The following is a 21,171-nucleotide window of genomic DNA, read 5'->3' as shown; positions in this document are numbered from 1 at the left end:
TCATCTGCTAGAAGATCGCGCCGCCTTGCCGTCAGTCAACGCATGTGACACATCTGCCATTTTCGCGTTTTCCGACAACACCGCTGCTGCCTGTTTGCCTTTGCCGGATGTCCGCATACTGCGGCTTCTCATCGCATCCGTCACCGCGACAAGCGCTTTTCGGGCAGCCTCCTGCTCGGCAGCACGACGACTGGTCCCCGTTCCGCCCACATGAATACCGAATTTTCCGATCACACACTCGACTTCGAATTCCTGATTGTGTGCCGCACCGCGTGTCGCAACTACATGATATTCCGGCAATGCCATTCTGTGGCCCTGCAAATACTCCTGCAATTGCGTTTTGGCATCCTTGCCATATGTTTCCGGATCGAGTTCGCTCATCATGCCTGCAAACAGCCCGGTAATGACCCGCCTGACCGCCTCGAACCCTGCATCCAGAAAAATGGCGCCGAACAAGGCTTCCATCGCATCGGCCAGAATGGAAGGACGTCTGGCGCCGCCTGCCTTGATTTCGCCTTCGCCCAGCCGCAAAAAACGCGACAATTCCAGTTTCTGCGCGATTTCATACAAGGCTTGCTGCCTGACCAGACTCGAACGCAATCGCGAGAGCGTTCCTTCGTTCAGTCCGGTAAAACGTTCATAAAGATTGATCGCCGTCACACAATTGAGCAGCGAATCGCCGAGAAATTCAAGCCGCTCGTTGTGCTGACTGCTGTAACTGCGGTGCGTCATGGCCTGCTGGAGCAAATCCGCCCGGTCGAATGTATAACCGATCCTGTCCTGCAGAATTTTCAGATTCATCATCGTTCGTCCCGACATTGTCCTGTCATGCAACATTGCGGCGCACACTGCGCGCGCCGTCCATTACCGGATACCACCGATCCGCGTCATGTCGCCCAGATTCATCCAGACCATAAACGCTTTACCGACAATATATTCGTCCGGCACGAACCCCCAGTAACGGCTGTCCAGACTGTTGTCGCGGTTGTCACCCATCATGAAATAATATCCTTGCGGAACCGTACAGATAAAACCTTCCGCATTGTAGGTACACATATGCCGGTTCTTGAACCGGTCGGGATGCGGCACATAAGCCGGCGCACGATTATCGTTCAGGATATGGTGATGAACATCCGTACCCGCAAGATCTTCCTCGAACTCCTTGGAATAGGTCAGGGTTTCCGTATCGAGATAATCGCCCAGCGGCTGGTATTTCGATTCCACACCGTTGATGATGAGCTTCTTGTTGCGGTATTCCACGCGATCGCCACCAACGCCGACCACCCGCTTGATATAGTCAAGCGAGGTATCTTTCGGAAACTTGAATACGACCACATCACCTTTTTGCGGATCGCCCAGATCGATGATTTTCTGGTTCAGCACCGGCAGACGGATACCGTAACTGTATTTGCTGACCAGAATCATGTCGCCGATCTGGAGCGTCGGCACCATCGAACTCGACGGAATGCGGAAAGGTTCCCACAAAAAAGAACGGACAAGGAATACAGCAGCGATAACCGGGAAAAAACTGCCCGAATATTCCACCCACATCGGCCGTTTCAGCAATTTCTCACGCAAGGTATCACGCCCCGATTCATCCACCTTGATACCCTGCGCTTTCAATCTTGCATTGCGTTCATCGAAAGCCGCAAGCGCCGCTTCGGCCGCCGCTTTCCGTTTTTTGGCCAAAACCAGCCTGTCATAAAACCAGATAACCCCCGATACCACCATCAGTATGAAAAGGATCAGGGCAAAATTACCCAGCAAGGACTGCACGTTCATTTTTCATCCACTTGTAAAATCGCCAGGAAGGCTTCCTGTGGCACTTCCACAGAACCGACCTGTTTCATCCGTTTCTTGCCCGCCTTCTGTTTTTCAAGCAACTTGCGCTTGCGGGTAATATCACCGCCATAACATTTCGCCAGCACATTCTTGCGCAAGGCTTTCACGTTTTCACGCGAAATGATCGTCGAACCGATCGCGGCCTGAATGGCGACATCGAACATTTGTCGTGGAATCAGCTCACGCATCTTCGCCGCTACCGCACGTCCCCGGAACTGACTGTTGCTGCGATGCACGATAATGGCCAGCGCATCCACCTTGTCGCCATTGATAAGCATATCGACCTTGACCACATCGGAAGCACGGTATTCCTTGAACTCGTATTCCATCGAAGCATATCCGCGCGAGATGGACTTCATCCTGTCGAAGAAATCGAGCACGATTTCCGCCATGGGCAATTCATATGTCAAGCGAACCTGTTTGCCGTGATAATGCATATCCATCTGGATACCGCGCTTCTGGTTGCAAAGCGTCATGACAGGGCCGACATATTCCTGTGGCATATACAGATTCACCGTCACGATCGGCTCACGAATTTCCTCGATCCTTGCCGGATCGGGCATCTTCGACGGATTGTCCACCTTGAGCAATTCGCCGTTTTTGAGCAACACTTCATACACGACCGTCGGTGCAGTCGTAATCAGATCCATCCCGAATTCCCGTTCAAGCCTTTCCTGCACGATCTCCATGTGCAAAAGCCCGAGGAAACCACAACGGAAACCGAATCCGAGCGCCTGGGAAACTTCCGGCTCATATTGCAACGAAGCATCGTTGAGCTTGAGTTTCTCCAGCGAATCGCGCAAGGCATCGTACTGGTTTGCCTCGACCGGAAACAAACCGGCGAAAACCTGCGGCTGCACTTCCTTGAACCCCGGAAGCGGTTTGTCTGCAGGACGTGAAGCCAATGTAATCGTATCGCCCACCTGCGCCGCTTTCAGTTCCTTGATGCCGGCGATGACGAAACCGACCTGCCCGGCCGACAAGGATTCTCTCGGCTGGGAACGTGGCGAAAAAACACCGACATTTTCCACCAGATACTCCGATCCGGTCGCCATCAGGCGGATCTTCTCTTTTGGTTTGAGCGTACCGTTCTTGATACGCACCAGCATGACCACACCCACGTAATTATCGAACCATGAATCGATAATCAATGCCTGCAACGGAGCATCCGGATCGCCTTGCGGCGGCGGCACCTTCGCGATGATCGCTTCCAGAATATCTTCGACACCTTCTCCGGTTTTGGCGGAACACAGAATAGCGTCCGATGCATCGATCCCGATCACATCCTCGATCTCTGCCTTGGCATTGTCCGGATCGGCCGACGGCAAATCGATCTTGTTCAACACAGGAACCACTTCCACATCCAGATCCAGCGCCGTATAACAATTCGCGACCGTCTGCGCCTCGACTCCCTGTGAAGCATCCACCACCAGCAATGCCCCCTCGCATGCGGAAAGGGAACGGCTGACCTCATAACTGAAGTCGACATGTCCCGGCGTATCGATCAGATTCAGGTTGTAAATCTGTCCGTCTCTGGCCTTGTAGTTCAGCGCCGCAGTCTGCGCCTTGATCGTAATCCCCCGTTCCCGTTCCAGATCCATGGAATCGAGCACCTGCGCTTCCATTTCACGATCCGACAGGCCTCCGCACAACTGGATAATCCGGTCGGCAAGCGTCGATTTGCCATGGTCGATATGGGCGATAATGGAAAAATTGCGGATGTTTTTCATTAGTTTGCAGAAAAGGACAGGTAAGACGGAAAACGAAACACTATAAACCGGAAAAGCCGGTAAAAAGATACATTTTACTCAATTTCATCAAAAACTCGCACTATTACGCCCACATGGCATCACGGTTTACGATGAAACGTTGCGATATGGCAGACTTATCGAACCAGCTCGCGCCTGAAAGCGGGCAACCACTTCCGTGCCCCCAGAAACAACACTACGGCACAACATGCGGCAACCGTCAGTGCCAGAAAAGCGGCGCTGTATCCGGCATGGTGCGCGAACAAGCCGCCCAGCGTACTGCTTGAAGCCGCACCGATCCCCTGCAAGGTCATCACGACACCGAGCCCCAGATTGACGTGCCCGGTTCCACGCAATATCCGCGCGACGATCCCCGGTGTCGCCACACCGATCAGCCCGGCCCCCACACCATCGAGAATCTGCACCGGCAAAATACTCCATGGACTATGCCAGAAACCGGCCACCAGCCCCCTGACCGGCAACGCCAGAAGGGCCAGCAGAATAACCAGACCATACCCCCGTTTGTCAGCGATTTTCGCAGCCCACAATGCCATCGGTACCATCGTCAGCTGGGCAAGAATGACTGTCGCCGCCGTATAGACGGCCGGATTGACCCTGAAAGTCGCGACAGCCGACTGCCCAAGCAACGGCAAAAGCGCGGCATTGCCCAGATGGAAAAAGAACAGGATCATACCGACCACGAAAATCGATGGCGTCGCCAGCATCCGCATGACCGGCATGGGTTCAGCATCCTTTTTTTCTTCCAGTCCGCGCGCGACATCATGATCGATATGCGCCGGATTGACCATCATCACGAACAGTACGGAAAACAACCCCATCGCCAGCATCACGGCAAACACGCCGGGAATACCGTAAAAATACCCGACAAGGCCACCCAGCGCAGCCGTGGAAAAATTGCCGAAATGATTCCAGGCCTCGTTTTGCCCGAGACGATGCGCCAACCCTTTCTGACCGACGACACCCAGCGATATACTGGTGAGCAACGGTGCGATGGCGGCCGCCATGATCCCCTGAACGACCTGCATCCCGGCCACCAGCACGAAAGACTGGCACAGAAAAACCGCCATGACCGACAACACGATCAACACGGTCGCGACAGCCATGGCAAACCGTTTGTGCCGCGTACTGTCCGTAAGCGCACCCAGCGGAGTCGTAAACAGCATGCCTGCCAACCCGCCCGCCGTCATGACATACCCGATTTCATCCGGCATCCAACCCTTCCCCTGAAGATAGACACCAAGAAACGGCCCCAGGCCATCACGGACATCAGCCAGCGCAAAGCTGAGCAGAGACAAAGCCATCAATGAAACGTTTTTTGCTGGAGCCATGTGAAAAAACGGATCGAAACACTGCTGATTGTACTGAAAACACTGCCGCTAACGTCGGCCCGAGCGTACCGCGACACCCTTTCTGTAGCTTGCACCACCGGCGAACTGTCCTTTTCTGCCATCCCCCTGTTTCGGGCGCGGCGATACACGGGAAGACCGTTCCGGATACTCCGTTTTCTGCTTCACCGGTTTGGCAGGCCCTGAAAACCGGTTTTTGACGGAAACGGGGGCCGATTTCCACGCAGGCACCAGCTGATCCGGTCCATTGCCGATCAGGTCGCTCCTGCCATGACGCCGCAACCATTCCCTGAGCAACTGCCAGTTCTCCGGATCATGGTAGCGCAAAAAAGCCTTGTGCAAACGCCTGACCTGCCCCTTGCGCGCCGTTTCAACCGTTTCCGAATCGGCCGACACCGGCTCCAGCGGATTCTTGCCGGTATGGTACATGGTGGACGCCAGCGCCATCGGCGTCGGCATGAAAGTCTGTACCTGATCCGGCCTGAAATGGTTTCTTTTCAGCCACAATGCCAGATTGAGCATATCCTCGTCCGTCGCACCGGGATGCGCTGCAATGAAATAAGGTACAAGATACTGTTCCTTGCCAGCCTCTTTCGAATACTTGTCGAACAGTTTTCTGAACTCGTCATATGTCCCGATCCCTGGTTTCATCATCTTCGAAAGGACATTCGGTTCGGTATGTTCCGGTGCGATTTTCAGCAAACCGCCTACATGATATGTCGCCAGTTCGCGGATATATTCCGGCGAACGTACCGCCAGATCGTAACGCACACCGGAACCGATCAGGATTTTTTTGATTCCGGGCAAGGCCCTTGCCTTGCGATACAACGAAATCAGCTTGCTGTGATCGGTATCGAGGTTCTTGCAGATTTCCGGATAGACACAGGACAGGCGACGACACACCTGCTGCGCCTTCTCGTTCTTGCATCCCAGCCGGTACATATTCGCCGACGGCCCGCCCAGATCGGAAATCACACCGGTAAAACCCTCGACATGATCGCGGATTTCCTCGATCTCCCGCAAAATGGACGGTTCCGAACGACTCTGGATAATCCGGCCTTCATGTTCGGTAATCGAGCAAAAGGTGCAGCCGCCGAAACAGCCACGCATGATATTGACGGAAAAACGGATCATTTCACATGCCGGAATCCGCGCCTTTCCATAGGCAGGATGCGGCGCACGGGCATAAGGCAATCCATAGACACCGTCCATTTCTTCCATCGTCAGCGGCAACGGCGGCGGATTGATCCAGACATCGCGTTCGCCATGTGCCTGCACCAGCGCACGCGCATTGCCGGGATTGGACTCCAGATGCATCACCCGCGAAGCATGCGCATACAAAACCGGATCATCGCGTACCTGCTCGAACGATGGCAACCTCACTACCGACCGGCTGTTGGCTTTCAGGCGCAGACTGATCCGGCTTTCGCGAACAGACTGCCCCGCCGCACCCGCTGCCTGCTGTTTCGCCAGCGCACCACATGCTTCCTGTTCCGGATAATACGGATTGGGATGCTTTTTGACCGGCCCCGGCGTATCCAGATGCGACGAATCCACCTCTGTCCAGTCCTCGGACGGTACCCAGCCATGCGGTACCATGAAAGCCGTTCCACGTATGTCACGGATCGAACCGATCTTCTCTCCTGCCGCCATCCGGTGAGACAATTCGACAATCGCCCGCTCGGCATTGCCATACACCAGTATATCGGCCTTGGAATCGGGCAATACCGACCGTCGCACCGTATCCGACCAGTAATCATAATGCGCAAGACGCCTGAGACTGGCCTCGATGGAACCTATCACCACCGGTATGCCGGGATAGGCTTCTTTCGCGCGTTGCGCATACACCAGCAATGCCCTGTCCGGCCGTTTGCCTGCCACACCGCCCGGTGTATAGGCGTCGTCGGAACGGATCTTTCGGTCGGCGGTATAGCGGTTGACCATCGAATCCATATTGCCGGACGTCACACCGAAATACAGACGCGGCTTGCCCAGCGAACGGAAATCAGCAGCCGATTTCCAGTCAGGCTGCGCGATAATGCCGACCCGAAACCCCTGTGCTTCCAGCACACGCCCGATAATCGACGCACCGAAACTGGGATGATCGATATAGGCATCCCCTGATACGATGATGATATCGCACGCATCCCAGCCGAGAATATCCATTTCCTTTTTCGACATCGGCAAAAAAGGAGCGGCACCTGCGCGTTTGACCTTGCGCGGTACATAGGAAAAGATATTTTTGGGAACAACCGTCATATCGGCAGCCAGGGAAAAGACAAACAACACATCCAGTATACGGATGCACACGACAAAGACAACATCCCGGCGACATGCCGGTCAGGATACCTGCGACATCATGCCGGTTTCGGATAACTGACTTCCAGAATGACCAGTTCCTCGACACCGTTTGGCGTATGCAGGGTCACGGTATCACCCTCGCGTGCCTTGATCAGCGTTCTCGCCATCGGCGAAATCCAGCTGATCTTCCCCTGCAACGGATCGAATTCGTCGATCCCGACAATGGTCACAGTATTTTCCTCGCCATCCTCGCGTTCATAAGTGACGGTCGCGCCGAAAAAGATCTGGTCGTTGCCGTAATGGATACTGGGATCGAACTCTTCAGCAGCCTCGATCCGCTTGATCAGGAAACGGATACGCCGGTCGATCTCTCTGAGACGACGCTTCCCGTAAATATAATCGCCGTTCTCCGAGCGGTCGCCGTTCGAGGCCGCCCATGACACCGTCTGGACGACCTGTGGGCGTTCCTTGTCGATCAGCTGCAACAACTCGTCTTTCAGCCTTTTCAGCCCGGCAGGTGTAATGTAGTTCTTGAACCCCGTCGGAAGCGCAGGCGCAGCCGGTTCCAGATCGTCATCCGTATCCGTTTCTTTCGTAAAGGCCTTGTTCATCGCTTGTTCGTTCAACAGAAAAAATCACCGTCGGCAAACGGCAAAACCCGGCACGGCGCACACCGTACCGGGACATGACAGAAAGCGGCAGTTTATTCGGCCGGTGCCAGCGAGAGATTCAACTGGTTCTTGACCGCATCTTCCGGAACCGGCGCCGAATGCTTGCGTTCATATTCCAGTCTGGAAAGATAATCGGACGAAACATCGCCGGTAATGTACAAACCGTCGAAACACGATGCCTCGAAATGCCGCAAGGCCGGATTCACGTCCGTCACCGACTGTTTCAGCGCATCCAGATCCTGATAGACCAGTGCATCGGCGGTCATTTCACGACGGACTTCCTCATCGGTACGACCATAGGCGATCAGTTCTTCCCTTGTCGGCATATCGATTCCATACACATTCGGGAACTTGACCGGTGGCGCTGCCGATGCGAAAACGACTTTCGATGCACCGGCATCACGAACCATCTGGACGATTTCCTTGCAGGTCGTTCCGCGAACGATCGAGTCATCGACCAGCAACACGCTTTTTCCCTTGAATTCCGAACCGATGGTATTGAGCTTCTGGCGGACGGAACGCTTGCGCACAGCCTGTCCCGGCATGATGAAAGTCCGGCCGATATAACGATTCTTGATCAGGCCTTCGCGGTATTCGATTCCCAGTTTCAATGCCAGCTGAATCGCCGCCGGACGAGAAGAATCCGGAATCGGCATGACCACATCGATATCTCCGGTCGGTATTTCACGCCGGATTTTTTCCGCCAGATGTTCGCCCATCTTCAGACGAGTCGCATATACCGAAGCGCCGTCGATCAGGGAATCCGGACGTGCCAGATAGACATATTCGAAAATACACGGATTCAGGCTCGGATTGTCCGCACACTGCTGGCTGTACAGATTGCTGTCGACATCGATGAAAATGGCTTCACCTGGCATCACGTCACGCATGAACCGGAAACCAAGACCTTCCAGCGCGACCGATTCACTGGCGATCATGTACTCCGTACCCGTTTCCGTTTCGGCAGAACCAATACACAACGGACGGATGCCATAAGGATCGCGGAAAGCCAGAATACCGTAGCCCGCAATATGGGCCACAGCGGCATACGCGCCGCGAACCCGTTTGTGCAAGACGGAAACCGCACGGAAAAGCGCGGCAGGATCGAGAGAATAGCCGCTCGTCGCTTCCTGAATTTCATGTGCCAGCACATTGAGCAACACTTCCGAATCCGAATTGGTGTTGATATGGCGGCGATCGTTCTTGAACATCTCGCCCTTGAGCTGCTGGCAATTGGTCAGGTTGCCGTTATGGGCGAAAGTGATACCGAAAGGCGCATTCACGTAAAACGGCTGCGCTTCTTCCTCATTCTTGGCGGAACCGGCTGTCGGATAACGGACATGTCCGATTCCGCAGCTTCCCGGAAGCGCGCGCATATTGCGTGTACGGAACACATCCCTGACCAGACCGTTCGCCTTGAACATGGCGAACTTGCCGTTATTGCATGTCGCGATACCGGCTGCATCCTGCCCACGATGCTGGAGCAGTTGCAACGCATCATAAATCAGTTGGTTGACTGGTGTCTGTGAAACAATACCAACGATGCCACACATGGTGACTCCTCAATCAAAAAATTAAGAAAAAACGAAATCCTGCCGGCATACATACGCTATCAGTAATGAATGTATGCCACAAAATAGTCCGGCAAATACGGCATGGTCATCCTTGCCGCCGATTCGGCCGCCGGCGAAAACATCGCATTTTGCCAGAAAGGCTGCTGCGGTATTCTCGTCATGCCACATACCAGAACCAGTGCCAGTGCAATGAGCGCACCTCTTGCCAGTCCGAACAATGCCCCCAGCAAACGATCCATGAAAGTCAATCCCGTCGCCTGCAATACCAGACTGACCAGTTTGGCAAGAAACATCATGGCAATTCTCGTCGCCAGGAACAACACGACAAAAGCGACTATGATTCTCGCCGTTTCGCTGGAAATCAGCCCCGACAGCCAGGGCGCGAGCATCTCGCCGTAATTGATCGCCACATAAAACGCCACAATCCAGCTCGCCAGCGAAATGACTTCCCTGACCAGACCACGCGTCAGGCTGATCAGCATGGAGCCGATCAGCAACACAAGCAGCACATAGTCGAAAGCCGTCAAAACCCGACTCCTGCCATGACATCAGTTCGATACCAGCGTGCAGGACAGTCCCATTGACTTGAGCTTGGAACAAGTACTGTCCACCTCACGCTTGCCTGACAGCGGTCCGATCCTGACACGTATCCTTTCCTCGCCGTTTTTGGTCTTCACTTTCTGCGTATGGGAACGGATCCCCGCCTTGGAAAGGCGCGCCTGCAATTCATTCGCCTTTTGCTGCGACCCCAGTGCAGCAACCTGTATCATCTGTTTGCCAGCCCCTGCGGCAGCCGCATTCTTGTCGGCGATCATTTTTCCGATCGGATCATCCGCTTCGACTTTCGCTTTCTCCTGCCGTGCCTTTTCAGCCTGTTGCTGTTTTTCCTTGTCTGCCTGCGTCTGCTTGTCCACTACAGCCTGTGACTGGCCAGAATCAGTTCCCTGTGCGACAGCGGCCGTTTTCTCAGTCGTACCCGCAGAAACAACCGTTCCACCGGATTCCGGTGTCACAACCGCAGTACCTGCCTGCTGCACACCTTCCGCGGTACCGTCCGCGATCCGTGCCGGCGTTGTTTCGGAAACGGTTTCCTCATCCGTCTGCTCCATCGCCGCTTCCTCGCCGGGAGCGGCAGATGTCGGCGAGGGCTGTGCAATACCCGCCGTTTGCAAAGGCTTGTCTTTGGAAGGAATATCGATGACGAGATTGGGCGCCGACTGTTTCGGTTTCGATTCGAAAACCATCGGCAAAATCACGATGGCGGCAAGCACCAAGGCAATGGAACCGACAAGACGTCTGCGTGCCCTCTTCTTTTCCGGCAAATGCGGATCATCTACACCGTTTTGCGCAGAATCTTTCTTTCGGTCGATACGGTCTGCGACAAACCGGTCGTTGTTGCCGGACGCGTCGTCGGTATCGGACTTCGACTTGCCCCAGCGAAAAAAGGAAAAACGGCTCATGCGATCAATGGTGGTTGGTGGAAGAATCCCGATCAGGATCCTGAGTGACGCCTGTTACGACCCAAAACGATCCGAATGCGACTATTCTATCATTTTTCCGCGCATTGTTTTTCGCACCCGTCAACGCATCGGCGGCACGATGATAGACGGAAATACGCTGTCCGGTTCCGTCGTCCTGAATTCCCGCGGCCATCAGTTTCTGCTTCAGCGCTTCCGCACTGGCGGCTCGCGGCAACGGCAAATCAGTCAGATACCAGCGATCGACACAATCTTTCATCAGCGCGATGACACCATCGATATCCTTGTCGGCCATGGCGCCGAATACGGCATGCGTCATCCCATGGCACCCCATTTCCCTCAGATTCCGCGCAAGAACCGCAGCCGCATGCGGATTGTGCGCGACATCGAGAATGATGGATGGTTCTTGCTGCACGATCTGGAAGCGTCCCGGCAATTCCGTCTTCACCAGACCACGCCCTATCGCATCCGGACCGACCGGAAGACGGGCCTGCAGGGCTTCGACGACGGCAACTACCGTTGTGGCATTGTGAATCTGGTTGTCTCCGTACAAGGAAGGCTGTGCCAGTCCTGTCAACACCGTCTTGCCGCAATAATCCCAACCTCCGGCATACATCCTGCATGAATAGTCACGCCCGAAAACCTTCAGATCGGCGCCGATCGCACGGGCATGTCCGACCAGTGAATCAGGTGGATCGATATCACCGTAAAACGCGACCTTGCCGCTTCGGTAAATCCCGGCTTTCTCAAAACCGATCTTCTCGCGGGTATCGCCGAGAAACTCGACATGATCGATCGCGACATTCGTTACGACGGCGACATCCGCATCGATCAGATTGACCGCATCGAGGCGACCGCCGAGACCGACCTCCAGTACGACCACATCAAGCCGCGCATCCGCGAACATCTTCAGCGCCACCAGTGTCGTGAATTCGAAAAAAGTCAGCGCGATATCGCCCCGTGCAGCTTCGACCTGTTCGAAATAATCGACCAGTTTCCCGTCATCGACCATTTCGCCGTCGATTCGCATCCGCTCGTTGAAACGATGGATATGGGGCGACGTGTAAAGACCGACCTTGTAGCCGGCTTCCTTCCAGATCGTCTGGAGCATGGCACAGGTTGACCCCTTGCCGTTCGTCCCGCCGACGATGACAACAGGACAATCGAAACGGATCGCCAGACGTTCCTTCACGACACGGATACGACCCAGTCCCATTTCGATATTTTTCGGATGGAGACTTTCCACCAGACGGGTCCATTCCGCGAGAGAACGTCGCGCGCCCTTGTGCTCGCTCACTTGTTCAGACGTCATCATGAAAAACGATTGATGAATACAATAAAAAAACCCGGCGTCTCCCCATTGCTGAAAAGACGCCTGCGGAATAAGGGATACAGACCGTCAGGAAGCCTGTTCAAGCGATTTGCCCTGCAACATGGCCAGCAAATCGAAAAGTTCCTTGCGCAATTCACGGCGATCCACAATCCGGTCGATAGCGCCTTTTTTCATCAGGAATTCCGAACGCTGGAAACCTTCCGGCAATTTTTCGCGAACGGTATTTTCGATCACACGAGGCCCCGCGAAACCGACCAGCGCTTTCGGCTCGGCCAGCACGACATCGCCCATAAAGGCAAAAGACGCGGAAACGCCCCCCATGGTCGGATCGGTCAACACGGAAACGAAAGGCAAACCTGCCTCGGCCAGTCTGGTCAGAATCATATTCGTCTTGGCCATTTGCATCAGCGAGAGCAAACCTTCCTGCATGCGCGCACCGCCACTGGCGGTAATGCAGATGAACGGAACTTTCTTTTCGATCGCTTCCCTGACACCGCGCACGAACCGTTCGCCGACGACCGACCCCATGGAACCGCCCATGAACTCGAACTCGAAACAGGCCACGACGACCGGCAACGACATGATCTTTCCGCCGACGACGATCAAGGCATCCGTTTCGCCGGTGGCTTTTTCGGCGGCACTCAGACGATCCGGATATTTTTTGCTGTCCTTGAATTTCAGGGAATCATACGGCAACACCGTACGGGCGACATCGTAACGCCCCTCTTCATCCAGCAATACATTCAGACGGTCCCTTGCACGGATACGCATATGGTGGCCGCATTTCGGACAGACATGCGAATTCGTCTCCAGATCGGTCCGGTACAATACCGCCTCGCACGATGGGCATTTGACCCAAAGCCCTTCCGGCACGACACGCCGTGGGTTCGTCTGATGCTGGATTCTCGGGGGCAGCAACTTGTCAAGCCAACTCATAGATTCTCCTGATTAAACAGGCCATCGTCCTGAAAAACGATGGCCTGCTTTCGTCCTTTCATGCAGTAAAACCGACAGGCAATCCCTGTACAGGACGACTTTATAACCTTTATGGCGTCATTCGTCCAGTGCCTTTCGGATATCGGCAATGAATGCCCTGACGGCATCGACCGCCTTTTCAGGCGCTGTTTTTTCCAGTTCCTGTATGATACGGCTTCCGATCACCACGGCATCCGCCACGGAACCGAGCGCTCTGGCTGTCGCCGCATCGCGAATGCCGAAACCGACGCCAACCGGAATGGTAACGTATTTTCTGATTTTTTCAATGCGTGACGTGACTTCGCCGATATCCAGATTCCCGGAACCCGTCACTCCTTTCAGGGAAACATAATACAGATATCCTCCCGCTATCCTGCCGACTTTCCGGATACGTTCGTCCGTCGAGGTAGGCGCAAGCAGAAAAATCATATCCATGCCGGCATCCCTGAGTCTGGCTGCGAAATCCGTCGCTTCTTCCGGCGGATAATCGACCACCAGCACGCCATCCACCCCTTTTGTCGCGGCCTTGCGGACAAACACATCCGTCCCCATCCGCTCGATCGGATTGGCATATCCCATCAATACGACCGGAGTCAACGCATCACGCTTGCGGAATGCCTCGACAATATCGAGCACTTTCTCCAGCGTCATACCCCTGGCCAGCGCGACTTCGGATGCATGCTGGATCACGGGACCATCGGCCATCGGGTCGGAAAACGGCACGCCAAGCTCGATGATATCCGCCCCGCCCTCGACCAGTGCATGCATCAGCGAGACCGTCAGTTTCGGCTCCGGAAACCCTGCCGTAATGAAAGGAATCAGACCTTTTCTGTTCTGTTTTTTCAGATTATCGAGTGTTTGTTGTATACGAGACATAATCGATCCTGTTCTTCAAATCCGGTTACTGTTCATTCTTCTGGCGGAATACGGATTACCACCTGATACCCGCACGCAAGGCGACGGTATGCATATCCTTGTCGCCCCTTCCCGAAAGATTGACCAGAATGATTTTGTCCTTGTCCAGCGTCGGCGCCAGTTTCGCTGCATAAGCCAGCGCATGACTGGATTCCAGGGCGGGAATAATGCCTTCGATACGGCAACAGTCATGAAAAGCGGCCAGTGCCTCGTCATCCGTGACCGGCACATACGACGCCCGTCCGGAATCTTTCAGCCATGCATGTTCCGGTCCGACGCCCGGATAATCCAGACCGGCAGAAACGGAACAGGTATCGATGATCTGTCCGTCGCCGTTCTGAAGCAGATAAGTCCGATTGCCATGCAGGACACCCGGCGCTCCACCATTGAGCGAAGCGGCATGCCGTCCTGTTTCGATACCTTCGCCGGCTGCCTCGACACCGACGAGCGTCACTTCAGCACGATCGATATAAGGATAAAAAATACCCATCGCATTGGAGCCGCCGCCCACACAGGCGACAACGATATCCGGCTGGCGCCCCGTCAGTTCCGGCATCTGGACAAGACATTCCTCACCGATCACCGACTGGAAATCGCGCACCATCATCGGATAGGGATGCGGCCCCGCCACCGTGCCGATGATATAAAACGTCGTTCCGACATTGGCAACCCAATCGCGCATGGCCTCGTTCAATGCATCTTTCAGCGTTTTCGAACCGGACTCGACCGGTACGACGGACGCACCCAGCAATTTCATCCGGTACACATTCTGCGCCTGCCGCTCGACATCCTCGCTACCCATATAGACATGACATTCCAGACCGAAACGGGCACAAATCGTCGCCGTCGCCACGCCATGCTGACCGGCTCCCGTCTCGGCGATGATCCTCGTCTTGCCCATCCGCTTCGCCAGCAAAGCCTGACCGATCACATTATTGATCTTGTGGGCACCGGTATGGTTGAGGTCTTCCCTTTTCAGATAAATTTGCGCGCCGCCGAGCATTTCTGACCAGCGCGATGCGTGATAGACCGGCGAAGGCCGGCCGACAAAATGTTTCAGTTCATAGCGGAATTCCGCCAGAAAACCGGGATCATGCTTGTAACGCGCATAAGCCTGTTTCAGCTCGTCCAGCGCGTGGATCAGTGTTTCGGAAACGAAAATGCCGCCATAGGGGCCGAAATGACCGTTTTCATCCGGCAAATGATAGCCGGATGCCTCGAACAGCGCATCGGACGCGCTGCAATATGCTTTCTGATTCATGGATAAATCTCTCTTGAATGCGATGGCATCGCCACCTGCACGAAACGGAAACGTGCCGAAAAATCCTGCTATACCGTTTCATCGGCCTTGCGTACCGCCTGGATGAAAGCATGGATTTTCACGGCGTCCTTGATGCCGCGTGCCGCTTCCACGCCACTGCTGACGTCAACGGCAAACGGGCGCAACCGCGCAATCGCACCAGCGACATTTTGCACGCTCAAGCCACCACTCAAAACGACCCGAGGCCCGATTTCTTTTGACACGAGAGACCAATCGAATACCCTTCCCGCACCGCCGTAGGCATCCGTCCAGGTATCCAGAAGCAAACCCTTGAAAAACGGACTGGCGTTGCGATAAATCCGCTCATATTGTAGCAAATCATCGGGCGTTGTATCCGGTTTGACGCGAAAAACGCGAATAAAAGGCAAACCGGCCGCAAACGCCGCTTCATGACAGGCCTGCGGCGATTCATCGCCATGGAATTGCAACAGCGACAAATGCGCCAGCCGGGCGGCCTTTTCCACATCCCGGCAATCCGCATTGACGAACAGACCAACCGTCGAGACGAAAGCGGGCACATGCGCCGAGAGGGCAGCAGCTTTCTCCGGTGTGATGAAACGCGGACTGGCCGGATAAAAAACAAACCCGAGCGCGTCCGCACCGGCACAAACGACAGCCTTGACATCTTCCTCGCGTGTCAGACCGCAAATCTTGATTCGCGTACGATAAGTCATGATTCAGTATGCAATGAAGAAACATCCTGCAAACCGCTATCAGGGAAAAACATCATCCCTCTGCGGCAACCCCCACTTGCTGTCATAAAACACCCGTGACAGATACAGCCCGTCCGGCGCGAAAGTCGGTGCTGCCAGCGACCGGTTCCGGCTTTCCAGCAGGATTTTCATCCACTGCGGCGGCTGGTTCTGCTTGCCGACCACAATCAGGGAACCGACGATATTGCGGATCATATGATGCAAAAAGGCATTCGCCTCGAACGTGAACACAATCAGATTTCCCTGACGTGCAATGGAAATATCATGCATCGTCTTCACCGGCGTGATCGACTGGCATTCCGCTGCACGAAATGCCGAGAAATCGTGTTCCCCTAGCAAAAAGGCCGCCCCCTGCCGCATTTTGTCCAGATCAAGCGGCCTGAAAACCCAGCCCGCACGGTTCTTCCACAGCGGCGAACGAACCGGACTGTTGTATATCAGATAACGATACCGGCGCGCCACCGCGCTGGAACGGGCATGAAAACCGTCCTTGCCGCCCGGCACTTCGCACGCCCAGCGCACCGCGATGGACGACGGCAAATAGGAATTGATCCCGCGCACCCAAGACACCGGCAAGCGCTCCAGCTCTGTATCGAGATGTACGACCTGTTCCGTGGCATGCACCCCCGCATCGGTCCGTCCGGCACACGTCGTCGCGATTTCAGTCTGTGCAAACTGCCTGATCGCCGCTTCCAGCCGATCCTGTACCGTCATGCCGTCCGGCTGCGTCTGCCAGCCGCGCCAGTCGGTGCCGTCATATTCGATACCCAAAGCAATCCGTTTCATTTCATCCTGTCCGATCCATTCCGGAAGGCCCCTATTTTACCGTACAAATCCCGGGCATCCGCGACACTCCGTTTTCCGGACTGATACCGGACACCTGCAACCTGCCATAACCCCCACCCACCATAGCCTTCACCGGTACATCAAACGTCACCCGACACCACTTCAATATGAAAACAGGAATCATTTTCATATTGAAGTTTCATTTTGCCAGGAATAGAATATGAAAACAGTTTTCGGATTCATGCAGGAAATCATCTTGGGCCGTTCCACGTCATATCAGACCAGACATCGCAAGGCACTACTTTCCTTTCTGGAATCAGCACAGGGAAGGCATGTCACAGCCAGCGACATCCATCACCATTTCCGGCAACTCGGCATGACGATCGGTATTTCCACCATTTACCGTCATCTCGAACGGATGGTCGATGAAGGGCTGGTCAACCAGTACCTTCTGGACAAGGCCGACGCCGCCTGTTTCGAATATGTCGGCCCCCATGTCGAGGATCACACCTCCCCATGTTTTCATCTCAAATGCGAATCGTGCGGCAAGCTGATCCATGTACATTGCGACGAGCTGAACCAGATACACAACCATATGCGCCAGAAACACGGGTTCGACATCAATACGATGCGAACGGTTTTTTACGGTCAGTGCGACCAGTGCAAAAACCCGTCGCACCGCTAGCGCCTGTTCATCCGGATAAGATCATGGTCACATGTTTTCACAGCATGCAATCCCTATCTGTTTTATTGCCACCGTTTACCAGAGCATGCCACAACGCCGCATGCCAACAACATACGAGATCCTGTCGATGAAACGCCTATTTTCATTTCTGGCCATAACCGTGCTGGCCATCTCCTGTCTGACGGCATGCAATTCCCGCACACAGGAAACGCCTGCCGCAACAAACCGGTTGCGCATCGTGACCACCATTTTCCCGCAATACGACTTCGCCAGGGAAATAGCCGGCGGCAAGGCCGATATCACCATGCTGCTCAAACCCGGCATGGAAAGCCATTCCTACGAGCCGTCGCCACGGGATATCCAGTCCATCCAGAACAGCGACCTGTTCATCTATACCGGTGGCGAAAATGACGCATGGGTAGAAAATATCCTGAACTCCATGGGCGAAAAAAAACCCGCCACCATCAAACTGCTCGATACCGTCAAAACCGTTGAAGAAGAAACCGCAAACGGCATGGAACACGGTCATGACGGCCACCGGCACGATATCGACGAACATGTCTGGACATCACCGAAAAACGCCATCGCAATCGTTGACCGGATAGCCGCGGCCATGTCGGAAAAAGATCCCGACAATGCCACTTTGTACGAACAGAACAGGCAACGTTATGTCGGACAACTTCAGCAAATGGACGCCACATTCCGTGACGTCATCGGCCATGCCAAACGCAAAACCCTGCTTTTCGGCGACCGATTTCCGTTCCGCTACTTCGCCGATGAATACGGTCTGAAATATTATGCCGCATTCACCGGCTGCTCCGTGGAAACCGAAGCCAGTGCCGCCACACTCGCCTTTTTGATCGACCGCGCGAAAAAAGAACATATTCCCGTCGTATTCACCATCGAATTTTCAAACGGGAAAATCGCCGACGCCATCAGCGACGCGACCGGCGCGCGGAAAATGACCCTGTACTCTTACCACAACCTGACCCGCGACCAGCTTGAAGCGGGAGAAACCGTACTGGGCCTGATGCAGAAAAACATCGACAGTCTGAAAACCGCACTGTACTGACAAAATAGTACCGCACGACAAAAAATGAATCTGATTACCTGCCAGAACGTGTCTTTCGCCTACAACGGAACCGTCGCCGTGAAAGACCTCAACTTCACGGTGACAACCGGCGACTACCTTTGTATCGCCGGTGAAAACGGTGCCGGGAAAAGCACACTGGTCAAGGGACTGTTGAACCTGATTCGGCCGTCAGGGGGTACCATCCGCATGGCAGACGGTTTCATCGCCAGCGAAATAGGTTATCTTCCGCAGCAAAACCCAATCCAGAAAGACTTCCCGGCCAGTGTGCACGAAGTCGTACTTTCAGGCTGTCTGAACCGGCTCGGATGGCTGCCTTTTTACCGTGCCGACGAAAAACGTCTTGCCCAAAAAAACATGGAACGGCTTGGCATCGCCCATCTCAGAAACCGCTGCTATGCCGAACTTTCAGGCGGTCAGCAACAACGTGTCCTGCTGGCACGCGCCCTGTGCGCCGCGAAAAAGGCGATTCTGCTTGACGAACCGGCAGCCGGTCTCGACCCCGTCGTTTCACAGGAACTCTACGAACTGATACAGTCCATCAATCAGGACGGCATGACCGTCATTATGGTCACCCATGATATCGCCGCCACCCTGAAATACGCACGGCATATCCTGCATCTGCAGCATACCCAATTGTTTTTCGGAACGACCGGTGACTATATCCACAGTGACATCGGCCGTATCTTCACCGGAGGAAACATATATGGTCGGCTTTCTGCATGACATGCTTTCCTATCCATTCATGGTGCGCGCCCTGATCGTCGGTACCGTCGTGGCTTTGTGCGCCTCGCTGCTCGGTGTCAGTCTGGTACTGAAACGCTATTCCATGATTGGTGACGGCCTTTCCCACGTCGGCTTCGGAGCGCTCGCGCTGGCGACCGCCATGAACGCCGCACCGCTGACGATAGCCATTCCCGTCGTCGTCACCGCATCCTTTCTGCTGCTGCGTCTGAGCGCCAACAGCAAAATCAAGGGAGACGCCGCCATCGCTCTCATATCGACCGGTGCACTGGCGACCGGTGTCATGATCGTCTCGATGACCACCGGCATGAATACCGACGTCAACAATTACCTTTTCGGCAGCATCCTCGGCATGTCGTCTTCGGATGTGAACCTCAGCCTTGTCCTGTCCGCCGTCGTACTGCTACTGTTCGTCGTATTGTACAACCGGATTTTCGCCATCACCTTCGACGAAACATTCGCACGCGCCACAGGAACCCGTTCGGGGCTGTTCAACATGCTCATCGCTCTTATGTCCGCCCTGATCATCGTACTGGGCATGCGGATGATGGGTGCGTTGCTGATTTCCAGCCTGATCGTTTTCCCTGCCCTGACTTCCATGCGACTGTGCCGCACATTCCGTTCCGTCATCATCCATGCCGCCATGATTTCCGTGGCATGCCTGTGGATCGGCATCATGATTTCCTACTGTTATGCGACACCTACCGGCGCCAGCATCGTTTTGTGCCATATGGCGGCCTTTGGGCTGTACTGGCTGGCGAGCCTGCTCATCCGGACAGGTCTGTCCGGCAAAAGGGGATAATAGCGATACCGCCAGTCGCATCGCACCTTTTATCACACAGCGCAATACGACATCTTGTCACGACATGACCATGCGATAACGCATATACCGCATGCCGATATGACCTTCAAGGTTTGTCCGCACGGTAAATCATCAGAAAAGCATCGACTGCGGCTCCGATTTTCTGCCGGAACGTATCCGTATCGAACGGTTCGCCATAACGGAAAAGATAACGTTCAAACAATTCCGCCCTCAGCAACGCGAACAACTGTGCGGCTGCGACATCGGCATCGGCCTGACGCAACTGGCCACGCTTCATGAACAATTCCAGAAAAGCGGCGATCCGCTTGCGCCCGGTCAATGGCCCGATTTCGTAAAACACACTCCCCGTTTGAGAACGCCCCGATTCCTCGACAGCAAGACGATACAACTCCTGGAACTCCGGCAGACAAATCATCGACATGAACTTCTCACCGAAATTTTTCAGGATCGCTGCAATATCCATCGGAGAATTTTCCACTTCGGAAAACACCGCTTCCATCCGGTGCCTGTACCCCTCCGGAATCACCTCGACCGACTGGTCCAGATACGTGACGATTTCGTCGCGGTTACGATTCGCCGCAGCACTCATTACTTCCTGAAAAAGCAGTTTTTTGGAAGGGAAATAACCATATAACGTCGTTTTCGAACCACCGAGACGCGCAGCGATTTCATTCATCGAGGTCTTTTCATACCCCATTTCACAAAACACCTCATGTGCCACTCTCAAAATGGCATTGCGTTTCATTTCGGTCTTTCTTCTCATTTTTCTGTACCAACCTGTATCGTTTTTATTGACAACGCGGAA

At 54.5% G+C, this 21,171-nt stretch carries 20 protein-coding genes; 4 read left to right on the top strand and 16 right to left on the bottom strand.

Annotated features, from left to right (window positions below):
• The 15 genes from rnc to truA all read right to left on the bottom strand — a co-directional run bounded on the left by rnc (position 1) and on the right by truA (position 17,024).
• A complete protein-coding gene (rnc, locus tag NAI64_RS00920; protein ID WP_269297970.1) occupies positions 1–801 on the bottom strand; it encodes a ribonuclease III in 801 nt (266 codons plus the stop codon).
• Positions 802–864: 63 nt separating this feature from the next.
• Positions 865–1,782 (bottom strand): signal peptidase I, encoded by a 918-nt coding sequence (lepB, locus tag NAI64_RS00915; protein WP_269296887.1) that lies wholly within the window; start codon positions 1,780–1,782, stop codon positions 865–867.
• Positions 1,779–3,572, bottom strand: coding sequence for a translation elongation factor 4 (gene lepA / locus NAI64_RS00910; protein WP_269296885.1), 1,794 nt, complete (start codon positions 3,570–3,572; stop codon positions 1,779–1,781). The genes lepB and lepA overlap by 4 nt, the downstream gene beginning before the upstream one ends.
• A gap of 155 nt (positions 3,573–3,727) precedes the next feature.
• Positions 3,728–4,939, bottom strand: a complete 1,212-nt coding sequence (locus NAI64_RS00905; protein WP_269296883.1) for an MFS transporter — start codon at positions 4,937–4,939, stop codon at positions 3,728–3,730.
• A gap of 48 nt (positions 4,940–4,987) precedes the next feature.
• Positions 4,988–7,216 carry a YgiQ family radical SAM protein gene (locus NAI64_RS00900; RefSeq protein ID WP_407946906.1) on the bottom strand — a complete coding sequence of 743 codons (2,229 nt, stop codon included), beginning with the start codon at positions 7,214–7,216 and terminating at the stop codon, positions 4,988–4,990.
• 98 nt (positions 7,217–7,314) lie between these two features.
• The gene (greB, locus tag NAI64_RS00895) at positions 7,315–7,869 is read right to left on the bottom strand and encodes a transcription elongation factor GreB (protein ID WP_269297966.1); all 555 of its coding nucleotides are present in this window, start codon (positions 7,867–7,869) and stop codon (positions 7,315–7,317) included.
• Positions 7,870–7,961: 92 nt separating this feature from the next.
• Positions 7,962–9,482 carry an amidophosphoribosyltransferase gene (gene purF, locus NAI64_RS00890; protein ID WP_269296881.1) on the bottom strand — a complete coding sequence of 507 codons (1,521 nt, stop codon included), beginning with the start codon at positions 9,480–9,482 and terminating at the stop codon, positions 7,962–7,964.
• Between the two features lie 59 nt (positions 9,483–9,541).
• Positions 9,542–10,030, bottom strand: a complete 489-nt coding sequence (locus NAI64_RS00885; RefSeq protein ID WP_269296879.1) for a CvpA family protein — start codon at positions 10,028–10,030, stop codon at positions 9,542–9,544.
• Between the two features lie 21 nt (positions 10,031–10,051).
• Entirely contained in the window at positions 10,052–10,963 is a 912-nt protein-coding gene (locus NAI64_RS00880; RefSeq protein ID WP_269296877.1) for an SPOR domain-containing protein, read from the bottom strand.
• A gap of 4 nt (positions 10,964–10,967) precedes the next feature.
• On the bottom strand, positions 10,968–12,296 hold the full coding sequence (gene folC / locus NAI64_RS00875) for a bifunctional tetrahydrofolate synthase/dihydrofolate synthase (RefSeq protein ID WP_269296876.1): 1,329 nt from the start codon (positions 12,294–12,296) through the stop codon (positions 10,968–10,970).
• A gap of 84 nt (positions 12,297–12,380) precedes the next feature.
• The gene (accD, locus tag NAI64_RS00870; RefSeq protein WP_269296874.1) at positions 12,381–13,250 is read right to left on the bottom strand and encodes an acetyl-CoA carboxylase, carboxyltransferase subunit beta; all 870 of its coding nucleotides are present in this window, start codon (positions 13,248–13,250) and stop codon (positions 12,381–12,383) included.
• A gap of 117 nt (positions 13,251–13,367) precedes the next feature.
• A complete protein-coding gene (gene trpA / locus NAI64_RS00865; protein WP_269296872.1) occupies positions 13,368–14,165 on the bottom strand; it encodes a tryptophan synthase subunit alpha in 798 nt (265 codons plus the stop codon).
• Between the two features lie 55 nt (positions 14,166–14,220).
• Positions 14,221–15,465, bottom strand: coding sequence for a tryptophan synthase subunit beta (gene trpB / locus NAI64_RS00860; RefSeq protein WP_269296870.1), 1,245 nt, complete (start codon positions 15,463–15,465; stop codon positions 14,221–14,223).
• Between the two features lie 68 nt (positions 15,466–15,533).
• Positions 15,534–16,199 carry a phosphoribosylanthranilate isomerase gene (locus NAI64_RS00855; protein ID WP_269296868.1) on the bottom strand — a complete coding sequence of 222 codons (666 nt, stop codon included), beginning with the start codon at positions 16,197–16,199 and terminating at the stop codon, positions 15,534–15,536.
• 39 nt (positions 16,200–16,238) lie between these two features.
• A complete protein-coding gene (gene truA / locus NAI64_RS00850; protein ID WP_269296866.1) occupies positions 16,239–17,024 on the bottom strand; it encodes a tRNA pseudouridine(38-40) synthase TruA in 786 nt (261 codons plus the stop codon).
• Positions 17,025–17,244: 220 nt separating this feature from the next.
• On the opposite strand from truA, the gene NAI64_RS00845 reads away from it, so the two are divergent.
• The 4 genes from NAI64_RS00845 (at position 17,245) to NAI64_RS00830 (ending at position 20,345) form a co-directional block, all read left to right on the top strand.
• Positions 17,245–17,709 (top strand): Fur family transcriptional regulator, encoded by a 465-nt coding sequence (locus tag NAI64_RS00845; protein ID WP_269296864.1) that lies wholly within the window; start codon positions 17,245–17,247, stop codon positions 17,707–17,709.
• Positions 17,710–17,836: 127 nt separating this feature from the next.
• Positions 17,837–18,781 carry a metal ABC transporter substrate-binding protein gene (locus tag NAI64_RS00840; protein WP_269296862.1) on the top strand — a complete coding sequence of 315 codons (945 nt, stop codon included), beginning with the start codon at positions 17,837–17,839 and terminating at the stop codon, positions 18,779–18,781.
• Between the two features lie 24 nt (positions 18,782–18,805).
• Positions 18,806–19,525, top strand: a complete 720-nt coding sequence (locus NAI64_RS00835; RefSeq protein ID WP_269296860.1) for a metal ABC transporter ATP-binding protein — start codon at positions 18,806–18,808, stop codon at positions 19,523–19,525.
• On the top strand, positions 19,506–20,345 hold the full coding sequence (locus NAI64_RS00830) for a metal ABC transporter permease (RefSeq protein ID WP_269296859.1): 840 nt from the start codon (positions 19,506–19,508) through the stop codon (positions 20,343–20,345). Before NAI64_RS00835 ends, NAI64_RS00830 begins: the two co-directional genes overlap by 20 nt.
• Before the next feature lie 106 nt (positions 20,346–20,451).
• On the opposite strand, the gene NAI64_RS00825 is transcribed toward NAI64_RS00830, so the two are convergent.
• Positions 20,452–21,129 (bottom strand): TetR/AcrR family transcriptional regulator, encoded by a 678-nt coding sequence (locus NAI64_RS00825; protein WP_269296857.1) that lies wholly within the window; start codon positions 21,127–21,129, stop codon positions 20,452–20,454.
• Between the last annotated feature and the right edge of the window lie 42 nt (positions 21,130–21,171).

This window comes from Oxalobacter paeniformigenes, from assembly GCF_027158465.1.
Lineage (GTDB): Bacteria > Pseudomonadota > Gammaproteobacteria > Burkholderiales > Burkholderiaceae_D > Oxalobacter > Oxalobacter paeniformigenes.
This window is presented reverse-complemented; position numbering and strand designations above follow the sequence as displayed.

Coding starts and splice junctions, on each gene's coding strand:
- lepB (WP_269296887.1), bottom strand. CDS start 1,782: ATGAACGTGCAGTCCTTGCTGGGTAATTTTGCCCTGATCCTTTTCATA.
- NAI64_RS00840 (WP_269296862.1), top strand. CDS start 17,837: ATGAAACGCCTATTTTCATTTCTGGCCATAACCGTGCTGGCCATCTCC.
- trpA (WP_269296872.1), bottom strand. CDS start 14,165: ATGTCTCGTATACAACAAACACTCGATAATCTGAAAAAACAGAACAGA.
- NAI64_RS00830 (WP_269296859.1), top strand. CDS start 19,506: ATGGTCGGCTTTCTGCATGACATGCTTTCCTATCCATTCATGGTGCGC.
- greB (WP_269297966.1), bottom strand. CDS start 7,869: ATGAACAAGGCCTTTACGAAAGAAACGGATACGGATGACGATCTGGAA.
- accD (WP_269296874.1), bottom strand. CDS start 13,250: ATGAGTTGGCTTGACAAGTTGCTGCCCCCGAGAATCCAGCATCAGACG.
- rnc (WP_269297970.1), bottom strand. CDS start 801: ATGAATCTGAAAATTCTGCAGGACAGGATCGGTTATACATTCGACCGG.
- trpB (WP_269296870.1), bottom strand. CDS start 15,465: ATGAATCAGAAAGCATATTGCAGCGCGTCCGATGCGCTGTTCGAGGCA.
- NAI64_RS00880 (WP_269296877.1), bottom strand. CDS start 10,963: ATGAGCCGTTTTTCCTTTTTTCGCTGGGGCAAGTCGAAGTCCGATACC.
- NAI64_RS00855 (WP_269296868.1), bottom strand. CDS start 16,199: ATGACTTATCGTACGCGAATCAAGATTTGCGGTCTGACACGCGAGGAA.
- purF (WP_269296881.1), bottom strand. CDS start 9,482: ATGTGTGGCATCGTTGGTATTGTTTCACAGACACCAGTCAACCAACTG.
- NAI64_RS00825 (WP_269296857.1), bottom strand. CDS start 21,129: ATGAGAAGAAAGACCGAAATGAAACGCAATGCCATTTTGAGAGTGGCA.
- lepA (WP_269296885.1), bottom strand. CDS start 3,572: ATGAAAAACATCCGCAATTTTTCCATTATCGCCCATATCGACCATGGC.
- NAI64_RS00905 (WP_269296883.1), bottom strand. CDS start 4,939: ATGGCTCCAGCAAAAAACGTTTCATTGATGGCTTTGTCTCTGCTCAGC.
- NAI64_RS00900 (WP_407946906.1), bottom strand. CDS start 7,216: ATGACGGTTGTTCCCAAAAATATCTTTTCCTATGTACCGCGCAAGGTC.
- NAI64_RS00835 (WP_269296860.1), top strand. CDS start 18,806: ATGAATCTGATTACCTGCCAGAACGTGTCTTTCGCCTACAACGGAACC.
- truA (WP_269296866.1), bottom strand. CDS start 17,024: ATGAAACGGATTGCTTTGGGTATCGAATATGACGGCACCGACTGGCGC.
- NAI64_RS00845 (WP_269296864.1), top strand. CDS start 17,245: ATGAAAACAGTTTTCGGATTCATGCAGGAAATCATCTTGGGCCGTTCC.
- folC (WP_269296876.1), bottom strand. CDS start 12,296: ATGATGACGTCTGAACAAGTGAGCGAGCACAAGGGCGCGCGACGTTCT.